Source organism: Ruminococcus sp. RTP21359st1_H3_RTP21359_211015 (assembly GCF_040909065.1).
Lineage (GTDB): Bacteria > Bacillota > Clostridia > Oscillospirales > Ruminococcaceae > Hominimerdicola > Hominimerdicola aceti.
Map to the genome: position 1 here is coordinate 86134 of NZ_JBDGDD010000002.1, position 25388 is coordinate 111521.

The 25388-nt window shown below is 41.6% G+C and carries 19 protein-coding genes; 9 read left to right on the top strand and 10 right to left on the bottom strand.

Going from position 1 to position 25388, the window contains the following annotated elements:
* Nucleotides 1–28: 28 nt before the first annotated feature.
* The 4 genes from AB5Z01_RS01150 to AB5Z01_RS01165 form a co-directional block, all read right to left on the bottom strand.
* Complete coding sequence (locus AB5Z01_RS01150; RefSeq protein WP_022288222.1) at nucleotides 29–271, bottom strand: RNA-binding S4 domain-containing protein; 243 nt, start codon at nucleotides 269–271, stop codon at nucleotides 29–31.
* Nucleotides 272–337: 66 nt separating this feature from the next.
* Complete coding sequence (locus tag AB5Z01_RS01155) at nucleotides 338–628, bottom strand: HU family DNA-binding protein (protein ID WP_256319968.1); 291 nt, start codon at nucleotides 626–628, stop codon at nucleotides 338–340.
* Nucleotides 629–652: 24 nt separating this feature from the next.
* Entirely contained in the window at nucleotides 653–1450 is a 798-nt protein-coding gene (gene mazG, locus AB5Z01_RS01160; protein ID WP_117864611.1) for a nucleoside triphosphate pyrophosphohydrolase, read from the bottom strand.
* 58 nt (nucleotides 1451–1508) lie between these two features.
* Nucleotides 1509–3221, bottom strand: coding sequence for a polysaccharide biosynthesis C-terminal domain-containing protein (locus AB5Z01_RS01165; RefSeq protein ID WP_368365214.1), 1713 nt, complete (start codon nucleotides 3219–3221; stop codon nucleotides 1509–1511).
* A 224-nt stretch (nucleotides 3222–3445) separates the two neighbouring features.
* Between AB5Z01_RS01165 and AB5Z01_RS01170 the strand changes: the two genes are divergently transcribed.
* The 6 genes from AB5Z01_RS01170 (at nucleotide 3446) to AB5Z01_RS01195 (ending at nucleotide 10893) form a co-directional block, all read left to right on the top strand.
* On the top strand, nucleotides 3446–4639 hold the full coding sequence (locus AB5Z01_RS01170) for a PLP-dependent aminotransferase family protein (protein WP_022288218.1): 1194 nt from the start codon (nucleotides 3446–3448) through the stop codon (nucleotides 4637–4639).
* Nucleotides 4640–4645: 6 nt separating this feature from the next.
* The gene (locus AB5Z01_RS01175) at nucleotides 4646–4972 is read left to right on the top strand and encodes a hypothetical protein (protein WP_368365215.1); all 327 of its coding nucleotides are present in this window, start codon (nucleotides 4646–4648) and stop codon (nucleotides 4970–4972) included.
* A gap of 160 nt (nucleotides 4973–5132) precedes the next feature.
* On the top strand, nucleotides 5133–7940 hold the full coding sequence (locus AB5Z01_RS01180) for an FtsX-like permease family protein (RefSeq protein WP_287215539.1): 2808 nt from the start codon (nucleotides 5133–5135) through the stop codon (nucleotides 7938–7940).
* Between the two features lie 14 nt (nucleotides 7941–7954).
* Nucleotides 7955–8212 (top strand): hypothetical protein, encoded by a 258-nt coding sequence (locus AB5Z01_RS01185; protein WP_022288215.1) that lies wholly within the window; start codon nucleotides 7955–7957, stop codon nucleotides 8210–8212.
* 18 nt (nucleotides 8213–8230) lie between these two features.
* A complete protein-coding gene (gene ychF / locus AB5Z01_RS01190; protein ID WP_117925166.1) occupies nucleotides 8231–9325 on the top strand; it encodes a redox-regulated ATPase YchF in 1095 nt (364 codons plus the stop codon).
* Between the two features lie 200 nt (nucleotides 9326–9525).
* On the top strand, nucleotides 9526–10893 hold the full coding sequence (locus AB5Z01_RS01195; protein ID WP_287215535.1) for an MATE family efflux transporter: 1368 nt from the start codon (nucleotides 9526–9528) through the stop codon (nucleotides 10891–10893).
* A 44-nt stretch (nucleotides 10894–10937) separates the two neighbouring features.
* Here the strand turns inward: AB5Z01_RS01195 and AB5Z01_RS01200 are convergent, their stop codons facing one another.
* From AB5Z01_RS01200 to AB5Z01_RS01220, 5 genes are read right to left on the bottom strand one after another with little or no spacing between them, the layout of a single operon-like run.
* Nucleotides 10938–14291, bottom strand: coding sequence for a DUF4132 domain-containing protein (locus AB5Z01_RS01200; RefSeq protein ID WP_195220351.1), 3354 nt, complete (start codon nucleotides 14289–14291; stop codon nucleotides 10938–10940).
* Entirely contained in the window at nucleotides 14288–16018 is a 1731-nt protein-coding gene (locus tag AB5Z01_RS01205; RefSeq protein ID WP_332008359.1) for a hypothetical protein, read from the bottom strand. The genes AB5Z01_RS01200 and AB5Z01_RS01205 overlap by 4 nt, the downstream gene beginning before the upstream one ends.
* 11 nt (nucleotides 16019–16029) lie before the next feature.
* Complete coding sequence (locus AB5Z01_RS01210; protein WP_368365216.1) at nucleotides 16030–17172, bottom strand: VWA domain-containing protein; 1143 nt, start codon at nucleotides 17170–17172, stop codon at nucleotides 16030–16032.
* Complete coding sequence (locus AB5Z01_RS01215) at nucleotides 17169–19565, bottom strand: DUF5682 family protein (protein WP_368365217.1); 2397 nt, start codon at nucleotides 19563–19565, stop codon at nucleotides 17169–17171. Before AB5Z01_RS01215 ends, AB5Z01_RS01210 begins: the two co-directional genes overlap by 4 nt.
* A complete protein-coding gene (locus AB5Z01_RS01220; RefSeq protein ID WP_195220358.1) occupies nucleotides 19526–20632 on the bottom strand; it encodes an AAA family ATPase in 1107 nt (368 codons plus the stop codon). The genes AB5Z01_RS01215 and AB5Z01_RS01220 overlap by 40 nt, the downstream gene beginning before the upstream one ends.
* Before the next feature lie 474 nt (nucleotides 20633–21106).
* Here AB5Z01_RS01220 and AB5Z01_RS01225 point away from each other — a divergent pair, with 474 nt between their 5' ends.
* The 3 genes from AB5Z01_RS01225 to AB5Z01_RS01235 are packed head-to-tail and all read left to right on the top strand — an operon-like array spanning nucleotide 21107 to nucleotide 22121.
* The gene (locus AB5Z01_RS01225) at nucleotides 21107–21418 is read left to right on the top strand and encodes a helix-turn-helix domain-containing protein (RefSeq protein WP_022287334.1); all 312 of its coding nucleotides are present in this window, start codon (nucleotides 21107–21109) and stop codon (nucleotides 21416–21418) included.
* Between the two features lie 3 nt (nucleotides 21419–21421).
* Nucleotides 21422–21694: a DUF6809 family protein gene (locus AB5Z01_RS01230; RefSeq protein WP_195220359.1), complete on the top strand. Its 273-nt coding sequence runs from the start codon at nucleotides 21422–21424 to the stop codon at nucleotides 21692–21694.
* A 10-nt stretch (nucleotides 21695–21704) separates the two neighbouring features.
* Nucleotides 21705–22121, top strand: a complete 417-nt coding sequence (locus AB5Z01_RS01235) for a hypothetical protein (RefSeq protein WP_022288007.1) — start codon at nucleotides 21705–21707, stop codon at nucleotides 22119–22121.
* Between the two features lie 191 nt (nucleotides 22122–22312).
* Here the strand turns inward: AB5Z01_RS01235 and AB5Z01_RS01240 are convergent, their stop codons facing one another.
* Nucleotides 22313–25354, bottom strand: a complete 3042-nt coding sequence (locus AB5Z01_RS01240) for a metallophosphoesterase (protein ID WP_265290717.1) — start codon at nucleotides 25352–25354, stop codon at nucleotides 22313–22315.
* Nucleotides 25355–25388 lie beyond the last annotated feature (34 nt).

Genomic DNA, 25388 nt, shown 5'->3' on the forward strand with positions numbered 1-25388 from the left:
AGAGGATCGCATTGAGCGGTCCTCTTTTTTAGCTGATAACACGATAATTCTCGGCTGCTTCTTCTTTTTTTACATACTCGGTGACATTGAGAACTTCCACCTTGACAGGCTTCTGACCCATATTTATGGTGATAATGTCGCCAACCTTCACGTCATATGAAGCTCTTGCAATCTTATCGTTCACAAGCACCTTGCCTGCATCGCAAGCTTCGTTTGCAATGGTACGTCGTTTAATAAGTCTTGTGACTTTCAGGTATTTATCAAGCCGCATATTTTCCTCCTTTGTAGTAAAAAAGACCTAACCCGCAGGCTAGGTCTGAGTGGCATAAGCTTTAGATTACTTGTTTACAGCGTCCTTAAGAGCCTTGCCTGCCTTGAATGCAGGAACTTTCTTAGCTGCAACAGTGATCTGCTCCTTTGTACGAGGATTGATAGCTGTCTTTTCAGCTCTCTCTCTAACCTCGAATGTACCGAAACCTACCAGTGAGATCTTCTCGCCGTTAGCAAGTGTCTCTGATACAGAATCAATAACAGTTGTAAGTGCCTTCTCAGCGTCCTTCTTTGAATAATCGCCCTTTTCTGCGATAAGATTGATCAGTTCTGCCTTTGTCATTGTTTTTACCTCCAAATTATTTTTAACGAATAAAGTTATTCATTCATTTTGCTCTCGCCAATAAGCGTCAAGCTCATTTATGCTCAGGGCGGTCATATCCTGCCCGTTTTGCCTTACAGCATTTTCTGTTTTCTCAAACTTTTCGATATAATTATTATTTGTATCCGTCAGCACTTCTTCAGCGTCAAGGTCAAGCTTTCTTGCAAGTGAAGCACAAGTGAACATTATCTCACCAAGCTGTTTTGCAACTACAGCTTTATCACTGTCAGCACCGTTTTCAAGAGCCTTAACAGCATTTTCAAGTGCGCTGATATCATGAGCATTGTCATACTCGATACCTGCTCTTGCGGCACGTTTGCTTAACTTCTGAGCTCTCATAAGTGCAGGAAAGTTCTTTGGAACGCTTTTAAGGGTATCGGAATAAGTTTCCTGTCCCTTGGTTTCTTTCTTGATAGTGTCCCAATTTTTAAGCACTGTTTCAACGTTGTCAGCTTCTACGCTTCCGAAAACGTGTGGGTGTCTGATGATAAGCTTTTTACAGATATCAGTTATAACATCGTCAAGTCTGAAATTGTTGTTTTCGGTCTCGATAACTGTATGGAAAACCACCTGCAAAAGAACGTCGCCAAGTTCTTCTCTCATCATTTCAGGAGAGTCACAGTCAATTGCTTCCATGACCTCATAGACTTCTTCAAGAAAATCTTTCTTGATAGACTTATGGGTCTGGACTTTATCCCACGGGCAGCCGTTCTCGCTTCTGAGAATTACCACGATATCCGCAAGATCATTGATATCAAAGCTGTCTTTAGCAAGCAATTCCTTAATTTTATCGCTCATTACATCATTACCTTTCCAAAAGGGTGCTTATTAATAATAAACCATTTTGCTCAAAATTTCAAGGGTTTTGCGGATTTTTTTTTGAAAATATGCAATTTACAATATTTTTCGGCGTTTCGCACAATAAATATAAACAAAAAAAGTACATTGTGCTACCAATTTCTATAGAAAAAAGGGTCACAAATCTATGATTTATTTGCAAATGGGCTATTTTCGTAAGTGTTTCGTGTGACAAAATGGCTGTCACACTGCACATAATAGCGGCGTAGGTGGGCTTTACGAAAATTTCGCTCACTTTTGGTTTTAGATCCGTCATTTTGCAAACTGAGCGTACGGATAGGACGCATATGAAAACCTCTGATACAAGAGTAGAAATAGCTGCTCCTGATATATTTATTATGGGCTGTCTTATAAGTATAATGTTCAGAAATAGCTTGATAATTCCACCTGCCAACATAATTATTATGGCTTTGTGAGGTTTTCCCAGAGTTTGCAGGATAGCAAAGCAGGGAGTTGCTATGGCAAGGAATATTACTGCTATTCCTAGTATGGACATTGGCATTATGCAGACCTGTATCTCAGTTTCACGGCCTCCAAAAAGAAAACGCAGGATAGGTTCTGACAAAACTGCGATGCCCATGCCTGCGGGTATGGCTATGATACTGGTGACGATGAGCATTTTTGTAAGGCCTGACTGCATGGCTTTTTTATCGTTTTTGGCACAGCTTTCGGCAAGTGAGGGGAGTATGCTTTTGCCAAACATTGCGGTGATGGTCGGAACAAGACCGAAAACTGTCACTGCAAGACCAGTATAAGAGCCGTAAATGAAGTTCGGGAGCATATCGGTGGTGAGCTTGTCAGAGAGCAGGTTGTCAAATGTGTGTGGAGAACCTTTCATGGCGGCTTTGATACACGGATTGACAGTGAGCATATCTATCATGTTGGCAAAGGTCATTATTACTGAGATAAGTGCGATCGGAAGACAGCAGACGATAAGCTTTTTGGCTGTTGCTCCTGTGGGGTCTGTTATGGTATCTCTTTGAAGCATTTGCTTTGTTACGCTGTCGCCTTTGATCTTGCCTGATATGAGAATATACAGACAGGCGATCGCAGAGGCTATGGACGAACCTAGGATAGCTGCGGCAGCTATAAATGGAAGTGCAGCGGAGGCTGCCTGACGTGAGTTTTCATAGGCTGTGCCGAATATCATGCCTGTTTTATCATACATATCGGAGATATGATACATTAGTCCGTAGGCGAAACCAAGACCTAGGATAAGTTTGAAAAGGGTTTCTATCACTTCTGATACAGCGGTCGGTATCATATTCTGCAAGCCCTCACAGTAACCGCGTTCCACTGACATAATGGTACAGAAAATAATAGATGGGGCAACGCACATGAGAGCATATTTTGTACTTGGCTCGCCGACTACATTGCGTGACAGAAAATCTGAGGTGAGTATCATTACTGCAGCTGCGGCTGTGCTGATAATCGTGAAAAGAAAAAATGCAGTTCGCTTGGAATGACGCATATTTGAAAAGCGTTCAAGGGCATAGTTTTCAGCGGTAAGGCGAGCCATGGTGGAGGGGATACCTGAAACGACTATTGCGAAAACTGGTGTGAAAACTGAGAATGCTGAAGCGAAATATCCCATGCCTGTGCCGCCCAGAAGATTAGTAAGAGGTATCTTATAGAGAAGTCCCAGAATTTTTGTTATCAGAACCATTGCAAGCAATATTGCTGAGCCTTTTATAAAGCCTTGTCTTTTCATCTGTCAACCTGCTTTCTGACTTGTTTTTATATGATCTTATGCTGTTATGGTGGGTTTTATTACGGTTTGTCCATATGTCAGGTGGATATGCAGTTGTTTAAATTGCACAAAAATAGAGCTTAGGGTGCTAATACTAAAAAAAAGTTTGCGTAAACACTTTATTTTATAGGAAAAATGTGATATAATCATATTATGTATATTTAAGAAAAAGAGGTAAAAAAGATATGACTTATAAGTTTTCAGAAAAGGTTTCTCATTTGCAGGCTTCTGCTATCAGAGAGATACTTAAATTTACTTCTGACCCAGAGGTAATTTCATTTGCAGCAGGCAATCCTTCTCCTGAGGCATTCCCTGTGGACGAGCTTAATAGAATATCAGAAGAGATATTCAAGGAAAATCCTATCGGCGCACTCCAGTACAGCCTTACAGAGGGATACACTCCGCTGAGAGATCTCCTTAAGAAAGAGCTTGAAAAGAAGGGTGAATTTGACCCTGAGAGAGATGATCTTATCATCACAAGCGGTGCTCAGCAGGCTAACGAGCTTGCTTGTAAAGTTCTCTGCGACCCAGGCGACATTCTTTGCTGTGAAGCTCCAAGCTTTATAGGCTCACTTAATGCGTTTAAGTCTTACAATGTTGAGCTTAAGGGTATCACGCTTCATGAAGACGGAGTTGACCTGAAAGAGCTTGAAGAGGCTTTCGCTACAGGCAAGGTAAAGGTATTCTACATTATTTCTAACTTCCAGAATCCTACTGGTCTTACAACTTCTCTTGAAAAGAGAAAGGCTATCTACGAGCTTGCTAAGAAGTACAGCGTTATGATACTTGAAGATAACCCATACGGTGACCTGAGAATAAAGGGTGAGGCTATCCCGTCTATCAAGAGCATGGACAAGGACGGTCTTGTTATGTATTCAAGAACATTCTCGAAGATACTTGCTCCTGGTATCAGAGTTGGCTACATTTCCGCTCCAAAGGAGATAATCGGAAAGATAGTTGTCTGCAAGCAGGTGGCTGACGTACATACAAACATCTGGGCGCAGATGCTGGCTTACAACTTCATGAAGGACAATGATATTGAAGCACATCTTGCTTCGCTTAGAGTGATCTACAAGCATAAGCTCGAACTTATGATAGAGCAGATCGAGAAGAATTTCTCTTCACAGATCAAGTTCACAAGACCTGAGGGTGGTCTGTTTATTTGGTGTACTCTTCCGGAGGGCAGTGACATGACTGGTTTCTGCAAAAAGGCTGTTGCAGAATATAAGGTAGCCGTTGTTCCGGGCAATGCTTTCATGGTAAGCGAGTCTGACAAGACAGCTTCATTCAGATTGAACTTCTCAACTCCTACAGACAAACAGATAATCGACGGCTGTGAGAAGCTTGGCAAGCTTTCTAAGGAAATGTTCGGCGATTAAGATAAAATGAAAAAAGTTCCTTTTACGCCTTTTCAGCTTGTGCTTACGGTGGTAAATACGGCGGCTCTAGTGTTCTGCATGGGGTGTGATTGCTTTGTGCTGATAGTGGGCATGACGGCAGGCAGGACAAAGCCTTATGTGGTGGATCTTGTGCTGAGTCTTCTTGCTATGGCGGTGTTTATTCTGCTTGTGTTTTCAGCAGGCAGGATAAATATTTTCAGTGATAAAGCTGACCCCGATGGGGACACTGCACCTGCGGTATCGGCACTTAGGACGTATTTTTGTATCTTGTTTTTTGATATCTCAGGAGTGCTGGGTCTTATGCTTGCGTGAGCGTTGGGGGTTGAGTGGGCTAAAAAAGCTATTATAATTTTTGCTCCTGTCGTTTTTGTCCTTGCGGCGATTGTTTATTTTATTCTATCGGGCAGGATAGGTCTTGATGATTTTTCGGATAGTGACGGGGAAGAATGATATTACAAAGGGGAGGTCTGTCATGAAAAGTGCATTGAAAAAGGATACTGTCAGAGAGATAAGGCACTCGTTGGGCAGATTTCTCTCTATTTTTCTGATAGTTCTCCTTGGCTGTGGTTTTTTCTCTGGTATCAAGGCGACTATGCCTGATATGATAGACACGGCGGAGAAATATTTCAGTGATAACAGACTTATGGATATTAAGCTAATGTCGTCTATAGGCGTTAAGTCTGAGGACGTTGAGGCTGTGAAAAAAGCTGATGATGTTCAGGGCGTTATGGCGGGATATTCTAAGGACGTTTTCTACTATCATGAAAATCAAAACCTTGTGCTGAAATTTATGTCCTTCAACAATGTTGTTGATGAGAACAGCCCTAATAATCTTGATAAGCCTGTTTTACTAGAGGGCAGGCTTCCTGAAAAAAAAGGCGAGTGCGCAGTAGAGGTAAAAATGAGTTCACCTGACACCTTTAAGGTGGGCGGAGAGATAAAGATCAACGAGCCTGACTCGTCAAAAAATATAACTGATACTTTGGCAACTGACACATACAGGATAGTAGGTATTGTGGCTTCACCGCTTTATATCGGCTATGAGCGTGATGCGACCACAGTGGGCAACGGAACTGTGGTAAGCAACGTTTTTGTGCCTGAGAGCGAGTTTGTGTGCGATTATTACACAGAGCTTTATGTGAAATTCAAAGGCACTGACGAGCTTGACCCGTTTTCCGACGAGTACAAGCAGGCTGTGAAAGATAAGAGCGTTCAGGCGGTGGAGTTTTTTGAGGACAGTGTGAACGCAAGGTTTGAAAAACTAAGCAGTGACGCTCAGGACAGTATTGACGTCGCTCAGGAGAAAGTTGACATCTTGAAACAGGCGCTTGCCTGCGACGAAAATCAGCTTACGGAGCTTTTGACAACGGCGCAGAAGTCGGTTGAGGAAGCTCAGGAGGCTTATGATAAGGCTGAACAGAGTGGTTCTAGTACAAAGTATCTTGCAAGGTCACAGCTTTTAAAAGCACAACAGCTTGAAGAAGTGGCAGGAAAGCTTCTTCAAGACAAAAAGACAGGAAGTACGGCGGCTTTTGATGAATATAATGGTCAGCTTGCGGCGGCAGAAGATGAGATAGCCGGAGCGAAAAAAGAACTTGAAGCCGTTAAAACGCCTGCATTCTATCAGTATGACAGATTTGAGGCTAGCTCTGATTATAGTTCCTTTTATGGGGACGCTCAGAAGGTCGACTCTATTGCAAAGGTGTTTCCTGTGTTCTTTATTCTTGTGGCGGCGCTTGTATGCCTGACCACAATGACTAGAATGGTAGAGGAACAGAGAACGCAGATAGGTACATACAAGGCTTTAGGATACAGTGGGGCAAGAATAGCTGGAAAGTATCTTTTCTATGCAGCAACAGCGGCATCAGCAGGAAGCTGCATAGGCGTTATTGTCGGATTGCAGATCTTTCCGAAGATAATTTATAGTTGCTATAATATTTTATATAACATTCCTGATATTGACACTCCGTTCAAGCCTGTTTATATGGTGCTTTGCTTGGTGGTGTCGGTTATTTGCACTTGCTCGGCGGTGCTTTACGCTTGTATCAAAGAGCTTAAGTCACAGCCGTCACAGCTTATGCGTCCAAAGCCACCGCAGAATGGCAGGCGTGTTTTGCTGGAGCGTGTGGATTTTATATGGAATCGGCTTGACTTTCTTGCAAAGGTCACTGTGAGAAATTTGCTGAGATATAAAAAGCGTTTCTTTATGACAATTGTGGGAGTGGCAGGCTGTACGGCGCTGATAGTCACTGGTTTTGGTTTGAAATATTCTATAAAGACTATTGCCGAAAAGCAATTCAATGAGATATTTCTGTATGATGGTATTGCGGTACTTAATTCAGCTGATTTTGACGAGAAACAATTGGAGGACAAGATAAGCAGTATCGCACAGGTAGACAAATCTATGCTTATGCAGAGTACAGATGGCATTGCAGAAAATGAAAGTGAAAACCAGTCTGTTTCTATGATCGTGCCGAAAACTCCTGAAAATATGGGAGATTATATCGATCTTGTATCTGCTGAGAATGGATCAAATCTTGAAGTGAAAAGCGGTTCTGTTATCATAACACAAAAGCTTGCAAAGCTTCTTGACCTGAAAACGGGTGACACTATTACTATAAAGCTCAGTGGTCATGAGGAGAAAGAGTTCAAGATAGGCGGAGTAAGCAAGAACTATGCTTTGCATTATATTTACATCACTCCTGATGATTTTGAAAGTGTATACGGTGAGAAGCCTGTTTATAATCTTTCTTTTATTGACCTAAAGAAAGACACTGATGAAAACTCTTTCAAGGAACAGCTTATTTCAAATGACGAGTTTTATGGAATAAGCTTTAAAAATGATTCAAGCAGAGGTTTCCTTAATTCTGTGGACAGCCTTGACGCTATTGTTATTTTGCTCATCGTTTGCGCGGGAGGCTTGGCGTTTGTGGTGCTTTACAATTTGGCAAACATAAACATAACTGAGCGTGTTCGTGAGATAGCGACAATAAAAGTGCTTGGATTCTATGACGGTGAGACTTCAGCGTATATTTACAGAGAAAATCTGATATCGACGCTTGTGGGCATTATCGTAGGTCTTGCGGCAGGAAAGATACTGCACTATTTTGTTGTGATAACTTCTGAGGTCGACCTTGTGCTGTTCAACAGACAGCTTGTTTGGTGGGCGTATGTGCTTGGTGCATTGCTCACATTGGCATTTGCATTTATAGTTAATTTGGTTCTTCATTTCAAGCTTAAAAAGATAGATATGGTAGAATCTTTAAAATCAGTAGAATAGACGGAGGTATTATTATGGATATTTTTGAAGAAAACTGCGATACTGAAAATAACTGCACAGTAAGCTATTTTTGGAAAGGCCTTGCACTTTTTCTCCTTGGCGTTATAATTGGTCTGTTTGTTTCGCCTATCAAGAAAGGCGTTACTATCGGTTGTAATAACAAGATAGACAAGGGTGGCTGTAACGATCATTTTGACCCTGACGAGTATTATGATGATTATAACTTTGATGATGATGAAGATGATTTTGACCATGATGGCGTAAAATTTTAACGAAAGGCGTATATTGATATGAAACTTGGCATGGTAGGACTTCCTAACGTAGGAAAATCAACACTTTTTAATGCACTCACAAATGCGGGTGCAGAATCTGCGAACTATCCGTTTTGCACGATCGAACCGAATGTGGGCATTGTTTCGGTGCCTGATGAAAGACTTGACAAGCTGGCTGAGATGTATCACCCTGTAAAGTTTACTCCTGCAACACTTGAATTTGTTGACATTGCAGGTCTTGTAAAGGGTGCTTCAAAGGGCGAGGGACTTGGAAACAAATTTCTTTCAAACATAAGAGAGGTGGACGCTATCGTTCACGTTGTAAGATGTTTTGACGACCCTAACATCATTCATGTTGACGGCTCTATCAATCCTCGCAGAGACATTGAAACTATAGATTTGGAGCTTATTTTCTCTGACGTTGAGCTTATCGAGAGAAAGCTTGACAGAACTAAAAAGGCAATGAAAGGCGACAAATCTCTTACTTCCGCTGTAGAGTTCCTTGAAAAGCTCAAAGAGCATCTTGAAAGCGGCAAGCCTGCACGTTCTTATGACATGACAGAGGACGAGCTGGAGATACTTAAAGAAACACCGCTTCTTTCACTTAAGCCTGTTATCTATGCGGCTAACCTTTGCGAAGATGATTTCAGAAACAATATCGAAAGCAACGAGCATTACAAGGAAGTTTGCGAGATTGCAAAAGCCGAAGGCTCGGCTGTGTTCCCGATATGCGCGCAGATAGAGGCTGAGATATCTGACATGGACGATGAGGACAAGGAAATGTTCCTTGCAGACCTCGGTCTTGAAACTTCAGGTCTTAACAGAATAATCAAGGAGGGCTATTCGCTTCTTGGTCTTATTTCATACCTGACAGCAGGCGAACCTGAGGTAAGAGCTTGGACTATCAAAAAGGGCACTAAAGCTCCACAGGCGGCAGGAAAGATACACACTGACTTTGAAAAGGGCTTCATCAGAGCTGAAGTTGTTTCATTTGACGATCTTATGAGCTGTGGCTCTATGACGGCGGCTAAGGAAAAGGGTCTTGTTCGTCTTGAGGGTAAGGATTACGTTATGCAGGACGGCGATATCGTTCTGTTCAGATTTAACGTATAAAGCGTAAGCTACACAAAGGCAGGCTGAAATATGCTTGCCTTTTTATGTGCAATATGTATGTTTTTTTGTTATTATATTTGTTTAAAATCACAAAAGTAAATTTAATTTGTGTTATAGATTTTTTCATATATTGATGATAGAATGTGATAGTAAAAATTAAAGATGATAAATGTGATAGTTAGATTTTTGGAGGAAAAGTAATGACAAAAAACATGACAATGGGCAGTCCGTTCAAGCTTATAATGAGCTTTGCGCTTCCTCTGCTTTTAGGAAATTTGTTACAGCAGACATACAATCTTATTGACGCTGCCATCGTGGGAAGATTTCTTGGTTCTGATGCTCTTGCAAGTGTCGGAGCTTCAAGCAGTGTGCAGTTTTTGGTGCTTGGTTTCTGCATGGGAACAGCCTGCGGCTTTGGCGTGCCTATTGCAAGGCATTTCGGAGCAGGGGACATAAAAAAGCTGAAACAGTATTTTTACAATTCTATTGTTATAACCGCCGTTACTGCGTTTGTGTTGACTGCAGTTTGTGCGGTGCTTTGTAGTGAGATATTGAAGCTTCTTTCAACTCCGTCGAATATTTTTGATGACGCATATAAATATCTTCTGGTGATATTTCTTGGCATACCGTTCACACTTTTGTATAACCTGCTTTCAAGCGTATTGCGTTCTGTTGGTGACAGCAAAACGCCGTTTGTATTTCTTGCTATATCAACGGTTTTGAACATTGCACTTGACCTTGTGTGTGTTATCGTGTTCAGGTGGGGCTGCATGGGTGCGGCTATCGCTACGGTCGTTGCTCAGGCGATAAGCGGAATACTATGTGCTGTATTTATCATGAAAAAGGTCAGCGTGCTGAAACTTAACAAAGAGGACAGAGTGATGTCAAAGCCTGCGGTGCTGAACCTTATAATAATGGGCTTTCCTATGGGACTTCAATATTCCATAACGGCTATCGGCTCAATGGTTATGCAGTCGGCTAACAACAAGCTTGGAAGCATTTATGTGTCTGGATTCACTGCTGGGGCAAGGATAAAGCAGTTCACAATGTGTCCTTATGACGCTTTTGCAACAGGTGCATCTGTTTTTGCAAGCCAAAATCTCGGTGCAGGAAATCTCAAGCGTATCAAAAAGGGTATACGCATTGGAGTTGGCGTTGGCATGACATATGGAGTAATAGCCGGTATTGTACTTATATTCTTCGGCAGAGAGCTTTCGCTTATCTTTGTGAATAAGTCAGACGCAGCAGTGCTTACTGCTTCAGCCAAATATCTTTTCTACGCAGGCTTTTTCTATTGGACGCTCGGTATACTCAACACCTGCAGAATGTGTACGCAGGGCCTGGGATATTCTGGACTTGCTATATTCTCAGGAGTGACGGAAATGATAGCTCGAATTTCTGTAAGTATGATATTTGTGCCGAAATTCGGTTATCTTGCAATCTGCTTCACAGATCAGGCGGCATGGATAGCGGCTTGCTTGTACATAGTTCCTGTTTGCATATATTGTGTGAACAGGGCAGGCAGACACATTGCAGGAGATCACGGACTTCCTGTGGAAAATAAATAAGTAAAAGGCAGCTCTGAAAAAATCAGAACTGCCTTTTGTTATGCCTACTTGTTTATAGCTTTTTTTAGTTGTAAGACAACTTCGCTGTAGTATCTTGGACTGACATCGCCAAGTTTCATGTTGTCATTGTATGCAGCATCGGGAAGTCGGAAGTAAAGCTCTTCCACGGTCACGTCCTCTATCTCGTAATAGCCGATGTATGTTCCTGAGAATTTAAGCTCGGCGGTCATGCCTATGTTGACGAGCTTGCCGTCGGGATCTTTCTCCTTGCCTGAGATATCATTTCTTATGAACTCATAGAAAAAGCCTGCGTCCTGTGCCTGACCTTTATACCAGCCTGCTTTGGTCATGTGGTTGACTAGAGTGGTGTTCGTTATCTCGGTATTCTTGAAGAGCTCGCAGGCGGTCTTATTCTTATCGATTTCCGCTACTTTGTATACCTTTCTTTTTAGCTGGTCGAATGGCTGTATTATCTCGTAATCATCAAGCTGTTCCAGCCAAGCTTCTTTTTCATGTTCAGTAAGCTCCAGCGGGTGAACAAGCCCTATCTGCATAACCTCGGACAGCTCTATCTCATCATCATCTGAGTTTGTAAAGCTGCCGTCGTCAAGATAACGGAACGAAGTTTTAAGGCAGCCATTTTCGTAAATACCCCATATAAGACCTATCGCAAAGCAGTGCATGAGAGGATTTTTTACAAAGAGAGCTTTCCAAGCTTCTGCTGTCCACTTACGGTCAAGCATAAGCACATATTCAAGACGCTGTTTCTGTGCGTCAATAACAGTTTTCATTTGCTTTTTCATTTCCTTGAAATCAGCAGTAGCCTTTTCTGCGATGGCAGGGTCGTCATTAACGCCTATTTTAGGGAGATTTTTAAGCTTTTTCTCGCCCTCGAATATTTCTATATCAAGCTGTGGAGTGAGATAAACGGAGAATTTTCTGCTTCCAAAATCAAAGGTGCGGCACATTTTCTCGTCAAAGCCCATGTCAGGTACTATCTTGTCCGCAAGCTCCTGCGTTGTCAAGCCAAGCTGTTTAGCGGCATTGGCAAGTGCGTCAACTGCGGCAGCTCTGACCGCACGACTCTTATATTTTCTTGAAATATTGTCTACAGTCATAAGTGCATAGGAACTGCCGTTCAGAGCTAAGGCATTGACGGCTTTAACCGCAAGGGCAACACGCATATTTAATGACTGTTTCGACCATTCTTTTATGTAATCCGTCAGGCAATTTATTGCTTCATCACCGCCGTAGATGGCCGCAAAATACATTGCCCACTTTGTTTTCGCTTCTGCACCTTTTTCAAGCCAGCGGCTCAGGACTTCAAGGGCGAATGTTTCAAGCTCGTCAGATTTGAGCTTCTGGCCAAGTGCCTTGCCCTCGGGTGGGAGGATACCTTCGTCGGCGTTTGCGTATGTAAGCAGGAGAGCCTGCAAATAGATATCCTCTGCGACTGTATCATCGGTGAAGTGAATAGGTGCAAAAGGCTGTTCAAAAAGCCAGAGAACTTTCTTACTTTTTGTGCCTTTGGTGAGCGCAGTCACAAGGTCTTCATCTGATATTTCGGTAGGCTTTGCTTCGCTGCCCAAAAGTTCAGATATTTTCGATTTTAGTTTGTCGGATTTTTCTGTGGCATAGGCTTTTTCAAGCTCTGTGCGGTAGGCGTCAGTACCTTGATTTTCGATTATCATAAGTGCAGTTTCACGCTTGGCTGATTTTTTCTGAGCAAGAAGTTTGCAAACATCATCGTGCCAATCCTTGTGGGCGGATATAACTTTCACAAGCTCTGCTTTTATTACCTTACTGTTATCGTCGCAAATGGCAAAAAATTCGTCTTTGTACTTGTTGCTGTCTGCGATATCAAGAAGCCTTATATACAAAAGTCGGCTGGACACAGCCATTTTGCTTACGTCAATAAAGGTGGCTTTGTCTTTAAATTCTGGCATGATAGCGGTTATCTTATTGATGATGACTTCTTTACAGTAAGAGCTTTCTATCTGCCAGCCAAGGGATCTTATAATTATATCTATCGGTAGACCTGATCTTACCATTGCACGGACGGTGAACTCGGTGTTATAATAAAGATCGTTGCCTATAAGTTGGAGGGGGTCACTTGTATCTTTAGACGCTCCTATGGAAAGGGCGGCGATACAGCGGATAATAAAATCGTCCTCTCCATATGCAACAATATAGTACATTTTCTTATGCCTGCCCTCGCAGGCTTCTTCGTCTGCAAAGGGGAGTATCGTGTCTATTTCTGCTTTGCCCATGATATATGCGTATATCTCGTCACTGTGCTTGAAATGTTCGGCAATAAGTTTGGCGATACGTTCCTGATGGGTAGCTTTAAGACCAATTGCTTCTGCGTTATATTTAGGGTCGGTGGATTTGAGCATTTTCTCCATTGTGATCGCTGTGTCAAATGGAGCGTTTTTCATTGTTTCTATGAAAAGCTGTGGGTGATCTTTTGCGAGCTTTACCATTTGCGCTGGATAATTCCCATTTTTGTCAGGGGATTTGACAAAGTGCAGAATGTATCTATCTGTAAGACACTGTGGTTGAGCTTCGATAAGGTCGAATATCCTGTTGGTGGAAAGCTTCATATATATCAGCCCTTGGGTAAGATCGTCGTAATATTTCACAATGTTTTTATCGAAAAATGCACGATATTCTTTTACAAAATATGACGCTTCTGCATATGCGGCAAGAAAAAGACAGAAAACGGCTGTAGTTGTTTGGGGCTTTTTTTCGACCACTTTGCAAAGCTTTTTTATGGCAATTGCGGCTGTATCAGGAATTTTTGTTTTGCCGAGCAGGCTCTTTTTAGGCAGCTCGGTTGCGTCCAATGCGTAAACGCAAAGGAGAAGCTGTGCTATGATATCGTCAGGGCTAACGAAGTTGAATGTTCTTATGGCATCGTCTGCGGAATAGATAGGATGATTTACAGTGAAAACACTGATAGAATCATTTGAGCGGTTTGAGATCTCGGTTGATATCCAGACCGCTTCTGCGTTTTCACCATAAAAATCAGTGAGCGGCTTCATGTACATAGCCTTGTTTTCGGAATATATATAGGCATTGCCAGACAACGCATTTGTCATATATCGGAAATATGGACCCGTTGCCATTGAACTGAAAATAATATAGCGGTCTTTAAGCTCATCACTATCTGAACCTGATATCTCACTTTTTACAGCTTTGATAAGCTTTTCACGATAACTATACTGCATGAGTTTTGGATAGTATCTTGTTGTAATTTTTCTCATCAGGTCATTGTTTCTTGGCTTTGTGATGTCAAGATATTCAAGGGCAAGGTCTATGGTCTGCTGGTCAAATCCAAGCTCCTTTAGGGCGGTTTCAAGCTTTATAAAGTTTTTGGTGCTTTCGTTGTAGATCATTTTTTCTCCTCCATATTATTTATCGCACTGAACAGTGCTAATTTTTGTGTGCAAAGTCTGATATACCGCATTGTGTTGCCTGCGGCAGTGAAGATATCAAGGCTTTTGTCTGCGGTGGTGTGTCTTGCAGTTTCGCACAGCTTTGTGAAGCATTCATAACGTTTTGCAAGTTCTTCAAGTCCGCATTGGCGTATGCTTTGAGCGTGTTCGTCTGCGATAACAGAGTTCACTCCGCACTCCATTGCCGTGACTATCCTCTTGTCGGTTTCTTCGGTGGCGTCAAGAAGCTCGCTACACATTCCATAGTCTTGGACTGTATCATTCTCGACGGGTACAAGAACATTGTCAGGCGGATCAATAAAATCATAGACCTCTATTGGGAAAAGCGTTAGCCTGCCGTGGTCGATATACCCCTGAGCCAGCAGGACGTAGTTTTTGTGCTTTTCTTTTAGCATTTTGCCACCTATGGTTTCAAGCGTGGAAATAAATTCACGATTTTCTGCTGTGTATTTTGCGGTGACAGATATTTGTCTATCGCAGCCGTCTTTTATAATAAAAATCTGCTGTTGAGTGTGCTTGTCAAAACATGAAGCGACGCACTCTTTGGGGTGAACGAAATAAAGTCGGTCGGTCTCCTCGTCGCTTTTGTTTGCGGAGATCTTTTCCGCAAGCTCTTTGAAATCGCTGACAATAAGCTCACGGAGGGCAAAACAGTTTAGCTGTGCAGGACCTGCGCCTATGGCGTTGGTCTTTGACGATGAGGACAAATGCCCCATGCTCACCTTGGCGTTTTCAAGCTTCAGCTCTGTACACATATAGCTGTTTAGAGAGCTGTCAAGGTCCCATACAGTTGTGCTTTCGGCAAATCGTCTTGACTTTCTTTCATAGAAAGTGGGGCGCAGATCGCTGTAGGTAAAAAAGCGCTGGGGCGAAGTTCTGTCTTTATTTAGAAAATAGTAGATACAGCCAGTGTATTCGCCACTGACATTTCTTGTGCCTATAGGCAGGAGTCGGAGTGTCCCTTCATAGTCGGTGTATTCTCTGCGGAAGGTGCCGAGCATTTCTTCTGTGATGTCGGCTTTTATAAGCTTGTTCATGCTGTCGGTATATTCAAACATTTTGTGAGTGAATACCTGCGGACTGAATGAAGCTCGCCTTGAAACACAGTCTTTAAGTCGGCTGCCAAGTTCACGCATTTGTCTTTCTGCCTCAGCCATTCTCAAAGCGTGGCAGGAAACTGCGGCAAGCTCAAAATTATCGGGGTCGCTCTCTTCGGATCTTACAAGACCTCGGGTAAATATTCCAGACATTATTTTTATGCACTGTTCGGCACATCCTTTTATCTTTTTCTGGGTATCCTGAGAAAGCGAATTTATTTCAGGTTGGTCGGGGAGTTCAATTTTTGCTTGTTCAGGCTCGGAGGTTATGATCTCTGGAGAGATATCCTCGCCGTCGTACTGTGGAAGCTGTGCTTTCAAAAGCAGTATGGCTGTGATAATGTGCCTGCACATTCCTCTTGAAATACAACTGCATTGACTTTCATCAAGAGGTGATTTTATGGTGCAGGTTTCACCGCCTAATTTTACTATGTAACATTCATGGATTTTTTCAGCCGAAAGGGTCATGTTTTTGGATTCCTTCAACGCACGTTTGTAAATGCCCTTGTTTGAAAGCTCAATAAGCGTTTGTTCGTTTGCAATGTCAAGCTGTTTATCGATCACGTCCAAGATGTCATCTCCTATGCAAATATTTTTCCGATGTAATCCCCAAGCTTATCAGGGGTAAGACCGCCAACGAATGAGCCCATATCTGCAAGCTTCTGACCTGTCGCCTTGTCATAGGCAGGGTCGGCATTTTCATCAAGGGCGGTAAGGAATGAGAGATGTGCGCCGCTTGTGATTATATTTTTGCTGACGTTCATAAGCTGTGCTTCACTGCCACCCTCGTAGAGGTCTGTTACCACGATAACGCAAGTGTCACGGGGCGTAACGATAAGGCTTTCGCAGTAGGTAAGGGCTTTTGCAATATCCGTTCCTCCCCCAAGCTGAACGCTCATTATTGTCTGAGCAGGGTCGTCTGCATGGTCTGAGAGGTCAACGATGCTTGTATCAAATATGATGAGCTTCACCTCTGCAAATGGCAGTTCGGAAATTATCTGCGCCATTACTGCACTATAGATGACTGAACCGAGCATTGAACCGCTTTCGTCTATGGCTATGATAATGCGCTTTTTGTTATGCTTTTTCACACGTCCACTGAAATAGATATCTTTCAGTATAAGCTGGTTGCTTGTTTTGTCATAGTTTTTCAGGTTTCGGCGGATAGTCTTTTTGAAATCGAGGTTTGCATAGCATTTCATAACTGACGATGTGTTTTTATCAAGCCTGCCTGTAAGGCTTCGCTTTATGGTCATATCAAGCTTTTGTTTGATATCGTCTGCCACCTGTTTTGCTATTTTTACAGCCGCCTGCAATGCCTCGCCGTTCATGAGATGTTTGAGCTGAATGATAGTTTTAAGCAGCGCTATATCAGGCTTCATTTCTTCAAGAACCTTTTTATCGGTAAGAAGCTCGGTCATGTTGAACCTTTCCAAAGCTTGACGTTCAAGCACATCAGCGGTCTGCTTTGGAAAAAGCGTTCTGACTTTTGTTATCCATTCTGCGGCGTTTAGCACACTGCCACCCTGACCGCCTTGCCTGCTGTTCTCGTTCCTTACATCGTCACCTTGCGCACGGCTATAGAGATAATCGAGTAGCTTTTCCATATCCTGAAACGTTGTTATCTCTGCTTTGTCACCGGTAAAGGAAAGGCTTTTGTCAGACATTCCGCCCAGCACGAGCCGCCAGCGGTTGACGAATATGGCTTTGTTTTCATCTGTCATGGCTTTTCCTCCTCAGACAAAAGTTTGAGTATCTCTTTATCTATTTTCCCACCGAAGCTATATAGTCTTTCGTTCATAGGTTTTTCCACAAGAAGCTCAGCACTGTCAGCGTCATAAAGCTTTGCGACAGCGGTGGCTGTTTGCTGTATTTCATAGGGGGTGAAACAACTGAAAGCAAGCTTCATGGAGGGAAGTATCTCTATAAAATCGTCATAGTCAAGTCCGCAGATAAGCGTGTCTGTCATTCTGATGAAAGAATCGTCAGTCATGATGATATCACGGGCGGCATTGAAAAGTCCGTGAAGAAACTCCGCTCCTTGTATCTGAACATTCCTATCGCCTTTGAGATAGCTTGACATTGCCTGTTCAGCAAGCTTGCGGCGGTGGGGGTCAAAGGCGTAAAGTATGCCAAGTGCTGTGCCGTAAACAAATGGGTCTTTATCAGATTTGCCGCAGAGAGAAAGCAGGGCGTTTTCATAGTCCTGACGATATTCTCTAAAGCCGTCAGTGACAGCTTTCTGCACTGCGTACATTATCGCTGCACATTCTGCAATGTGGTCGTCTTTCACCGACGCCATATCAGGCAGTGCTGTGATTATCCTTGTCAAGCACCGCTTTGCACAATTTTCTGCGGCGGAAAACTCGGTATTATAAAGCTGTTGGAGTTCCATAAGAGTGATAAAATGCCTTAGACCTCTGCCTACAGAGAAAAAGTCACCGTCTGAGTTAAGAATGTTCTCGGCACAAGTTTTGTCATCATCAGAGAGTTCTAAGCCCATTTGGAAGCAGTCCACAAGGATATGCGCCGCAACATCACAGTGCTTTTCATGGCGAAGTGTTCTTGAAGCACAGGTGCGGCAGGCTTCTTCAATGGTGAAGCCGTCGGCAGTATGGTCTATGAGTGCAACGTCTGTGGCAGGAACTTTTTTGTATACCCATTCTTCACGGACACGGCTTCTGTCTTTTCGCCTATGCAAATCAGGTCCTTTTGTTCGCTGGGCAAAGTCTGTGCCTAGAAACACCATTCTGTGGAAAAATCTGCTTAGTTCCATGCCGTTTGCAGTGGTAAAAAGTGAAACTTCCGTCTTATTAGGGGTAACTGTTTTTATTTTAAGTCGAAACCTTTTACACTGTTCTTCAAAATCAGCGATAAGCGGAGGAACGTGGTTTATATCACCTATATGACCTGTCTTGTCGCCTGTGGCAAGTTTGTGCATAAGGTCGATAGGCAGGGCGGAGGATATTGTTTTCTCTCCCTTGATAAATGACGAGGTTATGGCGTCCTCAAGCTCGTAAAGTCCACATTCATGACAGCCACGAAGTGCGGCAAGTCCACTCATCATAGACTGCGCTGCGGAAGCGTCAGCCATTGACACTGGGATATCATGTTTATCACAGGCTCTCACTGTACCTATGAGCAGGTCAAGAACTGTGTCGCTGTAAACACCTGCCGGGTCATCGCAGTGGATTAGCTTGTTCATCACGCAATCATAAAAATAAGGACGCTGGATACCAGCGGCATATCCACTGAGAGCGTCTGCTGCTTCATAAGAATAAGCTACAGGGAAACAGCCTTCATCTTTTTGAGAGAGCTTGTGAAGCTTTTCTTTTTGGATATTATCACTTTTCAAAAGCTCATAAAGTCCCAAACTGTGGAATCCACCTGTTACAGCAAGGACTTTTTTGTTATCTTTAAGTGCTTCTTTGATACGCAGAGCCATATGGTTTTCTCTTGCAAGAGTGCCGTCTGCCGCAAGATCATCTTCTGTTTCGTCATTTCGTGTGATAATGCAGTAGGTGTACATTTGCTGTACAAAATCTTGTACAGATAGTCTGAGTCCCTCTATCTCAAAATACTTCTCCCAGAACTCTTCAAAGGTCCTTAGATCTGTTTTCTCGCAAAGCTTTTTGCAGAATTTGCTGTATATAAGTCTGCTGTCATCAGTGTAGCTGTGTTTGTCCTTATTACTGCGAAGGCCTTTATTTTCTGCGGTGGTAATAAGTATCTCGCTGTAGGGAAGATCTATAAAGCGTGCTTCTATATCCATGGCTGCGGCTGTTTTCAGAGCGTTATACTCAGGTGAAGCATAGATAAAAGGGTAGTAGCATTTATAGTCCTCGGCTTCATCATTGATGAGCTTTTTTCTGTCCTTATAGTAATAATAGAAAGCCGCAGGGAGCTTAGTTCTCTCGTCCGTCAACACACCTATCATATCATTGGCGTTTTCAGGACCCTCTATAAGTATGACATCGGGCTGATATTCTTTAATTGCTCTGATGAGCTGCCACGAGCAGACAGGGCTGTGGTGTCTTACAGGAAAAAGCAGAAATGGCTGAGAATAGTCAAAAGGTATTATTTCAGATACTTGGCTGTATCCAGATATTCTGTCCATATGCCTCCCTCACTTGCACTTTTTTCCTTAACAGCGATCCTGAAATAGCTTTTGAGCTTTTCAAGGTCGTCTTTGTTTTCCTTACAAACTGCTCCTAAAAGATTCTGCGTAAGCTCTTTGAGATCAGTTTTTCCGTCACCATAATAATATGCACTGCTCATAGTTTGATAGAAAACGGACACAGCTTCGGCTGTACTCATAACGGCGTTTGGTTTTTCAAGCTTTGTTCCCTCTGAGGTAACGCCCTCACGAAGCTCATGATATGTGACAGCAAGAAGTTCAGCAGCGTCGGTGTCTATAGGCTGGTCGATATGACCTGTTTTTGCAAGGTCTTGTGCTTCACGGATAATGATCTCTTTTTCGAGTCTTACGTCACGAACAGGCTCGACAGTCTCAAAATTGAAACGCCTTTTCAAAGCACCTGACATTTCATTTACGCCCTTATCACGAGTGTTTGCAGTACCGATTATATTAAATCCTTGCTTGGCGAAAACAAGTCCTTCGTTTTCAAGCTCAGGGATATTGAGTATCTGGTCGCTCATTACAGAAATAAGGCTATCCTGGATTTCTGCAGGGGTACGAGTTATTTCCTCAAATCGTGCGAAAATGCCTTGTTCCATGCCTATGAGCAGGGGAGCAGGCACAAGGGCTTCACGGCATGGACCTTTTGAAAGAAGCATGGCATAGTTCCAGCTATATTTTATCATATCCTCGGTAGTTCCTGCCGTACCCTGAACTGTGTTCGTGCTTATGCCGCAGCAGGCAGCAGAGAGAAGCTCAGAGAGCATAGTTTTAGCAGTGCCTGGCTCACCCACCAGCATAAGTCCGCGGTTTCCAGCTAGGGTGATTATACAGCGCTCAACAAGTGCGTCATTGCCATAGAATTTACGCTTTATCTGCATTTTGCCATCGGAAGTTTTGATGATTCCGCCTAATATAAATGTTCGCACTGCCTTTGGCGACAGCACCCAATTTTCAGGCTTTTTGCCAATATCAACACTTTTCAAGGCGTCAAGTTCATTTTTGTAGCGTATTTCAACGGGCGGTTTTATGTATTCATTCGTCATAGCAGTTATCTCCTAAAAGTTAATTTATCAGTAATAATTATATCATATTTTGCTGTTATTTACAATAAGCAGGGGAATATTCAGCTAAATTGACAACGAACGGATGTTTTGGTTGTGCATTTTGACAGTTAGGATCGGGTATAAAAAAACCGCTTCGCATTTCTGCGAAACGGTTTGATAAATGAGAATGAAATTATCTCTTTGAGTTTACCCCGAATGTTCGGCTAACCCAGAACTGGTATTCAGGCATCTTCACTTAAATTATCCTTTTCTTCAAAAAGTGCCGTAAATACGGCGTTTGGATTGAGTTACAAGAACTGCGGTTCTGCTGGATTTCAAAGTCTCTGCCGCTCTCTTGTAACTTAGTTGACCACTACTTGACCTTAATTGACCACGCTATTGCATATCTCTGTACTAAATTTGAGAACTGTGGTGAGAGCCTTTGAGAACTCCGCCCACGAAAGGAAGATCATTATGACAATAGCAGAAAAACGTGAGATCGTAAACACAATCATTAACCTCTTGCTTCAACTGACCGCCGAGGAAGAAGTGCAGGAACAGCCTGCAACATCATCAAAGCCTGTCAAAGCTCCTGCACAGTCGGTCAGAATGCTGACTATCAAGGAGTGTACCGCGCTGATCGAAGGTATCTCCGAGCATTCTATCCGTATGCTGATAGCACAAGGCAAGATCAAAGCGTTCCGAACAGGTGAGGGTGTCCGTGGCAAGTATCTCGTCAACAAGGAAAGCCTGCTGTCTTATTTCAGCGGAAATGAGGAGGTGTGAACTATGAGCAGAACAATCCTCGATGAACTTTACGATTATGACCTGTTCCACCTAACCGAGATTGAGGATACGGACGGAGCATACAGAGTCGCCCTCGACAGACTCGTCAAGGCAGAAGCCGAACTGAAGAAAGCCTATCCCGACAGCACCGATATTCTTAACGAGTATCAGTCAGCGGACATTGAGCTGCACAATCTTTCCAATCGCAACGAATTCCGCAAGGGCTTCAAGGTTGGCGCACAACTCGTCCTTGAAATGATAAAGCCAATTAAGTGAGGTGGACGGTATGAGCAGATACAAGAGCGAACAGACCGCATACAATCAGCTGAAAAAGAAATACGTTCCGTTGTGGAGACTTGATACCAATACCGTGACCGTCACTCACTTCAATGCCGATACGCAGACCGAGGAGAGCAAGACCTACCACACCGACTTCATCAGGTATCATCTTCATTATTCTGACAGCAAATGCCCCGATAGGCTTCGCAGGCTCGTCAACGAGGGTAAGATCATTCAGTACCTTGATGATATGAAACTAAAAGTCAGTGAAGCTATCTTCCGTCAGGTGGAGCATTGGAAGCAGACCGACAGTTGCTATAAGAAAGCTGTCCTCAGCGGTGATGCCGAGAAGATACTCGGTCTGGAGAACTGCTTCGTCTACATGGCGAGAGAAGCTGTGTTTGAGTGTATGGTTTATATTTGAGGATAAACGGCTGTGCCTTCGGGTGCAGCCGTTTTTTGAAAAACAAGTACTATATGAATAAAATCACAACCAATAGAGTATACTTATAATGTAGTAACGTCAGCGTAGCGAGATGATATGCATTCAATTCACTTGGGAATAGGTCGTTTACCCAGTGAATAACGACCAGCAAGGGCAGGACTTGCACGTTACTACTTTTTTGAATATTTATCTTTAGCCCTTTCAATTAGAAGGGGCTTCTTTGCTTTAGGAAAGAATTTGCTTTCCAGTCTGTCTGTATTTTCACGTGTATCATTACGTGTTATAAGCCCATGACGAACAATGCATTGTAAAAGATACGAAGAAACTTTTTCGTTATAATCTTTCTGTAAAGCCAATGCAGATGATACAAATTCATTTGAATCTTGTATTTGCTCCACAAACATCAGATGTTCTAATTGATAGGTTGGGTTTTCTCTATAGTCGAAGAATTCAACGCTGTTCAAAAATTGTACAGTGTTTTTTCCGGCAGCATTCAAAACGGGAATATAGTAAAGGTTCAATAGTAAATCCATTGAATATAGTGCAAATGATGACCTCACTTTTAGATCAATGTCACTTTCTCTCATTTGAGGTTTCTTTGTTGTAAAATATGGATGTGTTTTTAATTCTTTTATGATGTCTTCGTAGTGTTTCTCAATAAAGTTGCACCAAAACATAAATATCCTGTTTGGTAGCGTATACAATAAGCGAATCAGTTCACTCTTTTTATCTTTTTTCAAAAGATGTTCAAAGCAAGGAAGGGATTTTGCGATAATTTGAAGTAAGGACATCATTCGGAACAATTTATTATTATACTCGTCAATAATAGAGTCATCCCAATCATATATATCCCTTATTTTGAACTCTTTTACCATTGATTCCTCTACTGTTTCTTCCGATCTTTCAATTTGTTTCTTTTCTTCTTTTTTATTAATTGATTTTGTATTAACAGATAGTTGATTGGAAGTTTTAATGAACATAGGAACCTTATTAGGTATACTGAATTCATCCCACGATGTATCTTCGACTACTGTTCTATTAATAGAAGACATTATTTGACTTAATATTGAAGTCTCATCAGTTAGATATATAACGAATAAAAGGATATCTGTACAAATGTTTATACAAGCCTTATTTATTACATCTTCCAAGCCAGCAACATCTTTTCTCGCAACGATCTCTTTTGCAACAAAATATGCCAGAATACTTTTGTTTCTAAATCTGTATTCTTCACGACTTTCTTCAGTATCTGATATAATTTTTGCAGTTTTTGCAATGTTGATTATGTCTTCAGTTTCAAGATTATTCCCATATTCAGCATTATATTCTTTAATTATTTTTCCAATCTCACATCTTTTTACAGGATATGCTTTATTAAAATGAATGTAATAGGCTATTTTTCTAAATATTACATACATAAGATCAACTGTAATATTTCTATTCTTAGTATTAGTTTTTAGTGCATCATCAATCTTATTAGTTAGATTTGCTTCAAAAACTTTACTAAAGGCATTAGTGCTTTTATATATAGCTTCACCTACATGATTCATAAAGTTTTCTGCCATTTGAATAATGTAGTATGGCTCTGGCGGAATGATGTTAAGTTGTGTTTTAATAATTCGATCCACTTGCTTAACAATATTCTCAATATTTTGTTCTGATTTGTCATCGGCTTTATCTAACGCTACAGCTCTTATTATTTCTCTGCGCTTATGGCCTACAGGTGCCTTAATCTCAAATTTTGCTATAGTTTCTTTTTCGTCAATATTGATAATAGATGTGTCAAAATCAATTATTCGAGTATTAGTTATAATGATTGTGCCAAATCTACCGCTTAGTGATTTGAAAAAGTTACTAATGTTTATGCCATCGATTTGTTCAAAGTCATCAAGCATAAATATACAATCAGTTGTGTCAGATTGTTCAAACGCCTGCCATTCACTTTTGCTACTACCATATATATCCTCAAAAAGAGCCTTGATTAGTTTATCGATATTCTGTCTTTTATGTTTGCTCTTTTCAAGAAGTTTCTCAGGGCTGGCATAAAGAACATAATGGCTTTTTGCAAAAGAAGAAAATAGATTCTTTAATAGTGTGGTTTTTCCAACATTTCCAGCTCCAACAATAATAGAATATCTGTGTTTTTGTAATTCTTCCTCAAAATAGCTGGATGTTTCAATTAAAAAATTCTCAGTAGATTTATTGCCATGATAAATAATTGAAGGAAAAACATAATACTTTTCCTCATTATCATCATGAATAAACTCCTGAAAATCTTCTGTTATTTTCAAGTCGGGCTTTTGCGGCTTGACTTGTGCCTTTTTCCCACTATCGTGTTCGTATTGTTTGGCACTACTATTCCACGTATACTTATAATATTCATATTTTAGAGACTCGGTATCCAGTAATCCTACCAAATACGAACTATCATCCCAATTCCCATTATTACATAAACAGCCGCCAGATTGAATGACTGTACAATCTGAACCATTAAATGAAGTCTGTTTACTATAATTGTAATGCTCGTGACCATGAAAAAGTATATCGCTGTTCTTCACAATAGTATCTTCTACTCGATTTTTTATATCATCTCTATAATAATCCGGTGCATGATGCATTATTGATATAACAAAATCAGCATCTTCTCTATCTGAAAGCTTATCAATGTAATCATTTGGTAAATACAGAAGCCCTTTGTACTCATCGCAAGTTGAAAAAATCCCATTGTTAATTAGATTCACTTTGATTTTGCAGTTGCCAATTGAAAGTCTACGTATGTCATAGTATATTTCCGAATGCTCAAAGCATTTATTGAGACGAGCAAAATTATAGAATGAATTAAGTTTATTATATTCCCCCACTTCACATTCTGAATACTTATTGTCTTTAAGCAATGTTACGTTCAATGGTGATCCAGCATGATTAACATCGTGATTTCCAGGAACAGCTAACACTGTGCAGCTACATTTAAAGACCTTGTTAAGGCTAACTAATAAACTTCCAATAAGTTTTTTTGCATTTGAAAACTGTGAAGCGTCGCCAGAATATGTAATATCACCAGAAAGGATGATAATGACATTTTTAATATTAATAGACTTGTAGCTTTTTAGCGAATCAACTATCTTCCTAATATGTTCATCACTTATATCTTTTTCTTTACCAATGTGTATGTCACTCAGGTGAAGAAAAACAATAGTTTCTTTGTCTTTCATAAGTACTCCTTTCATTAAACATAACTGAAATTTC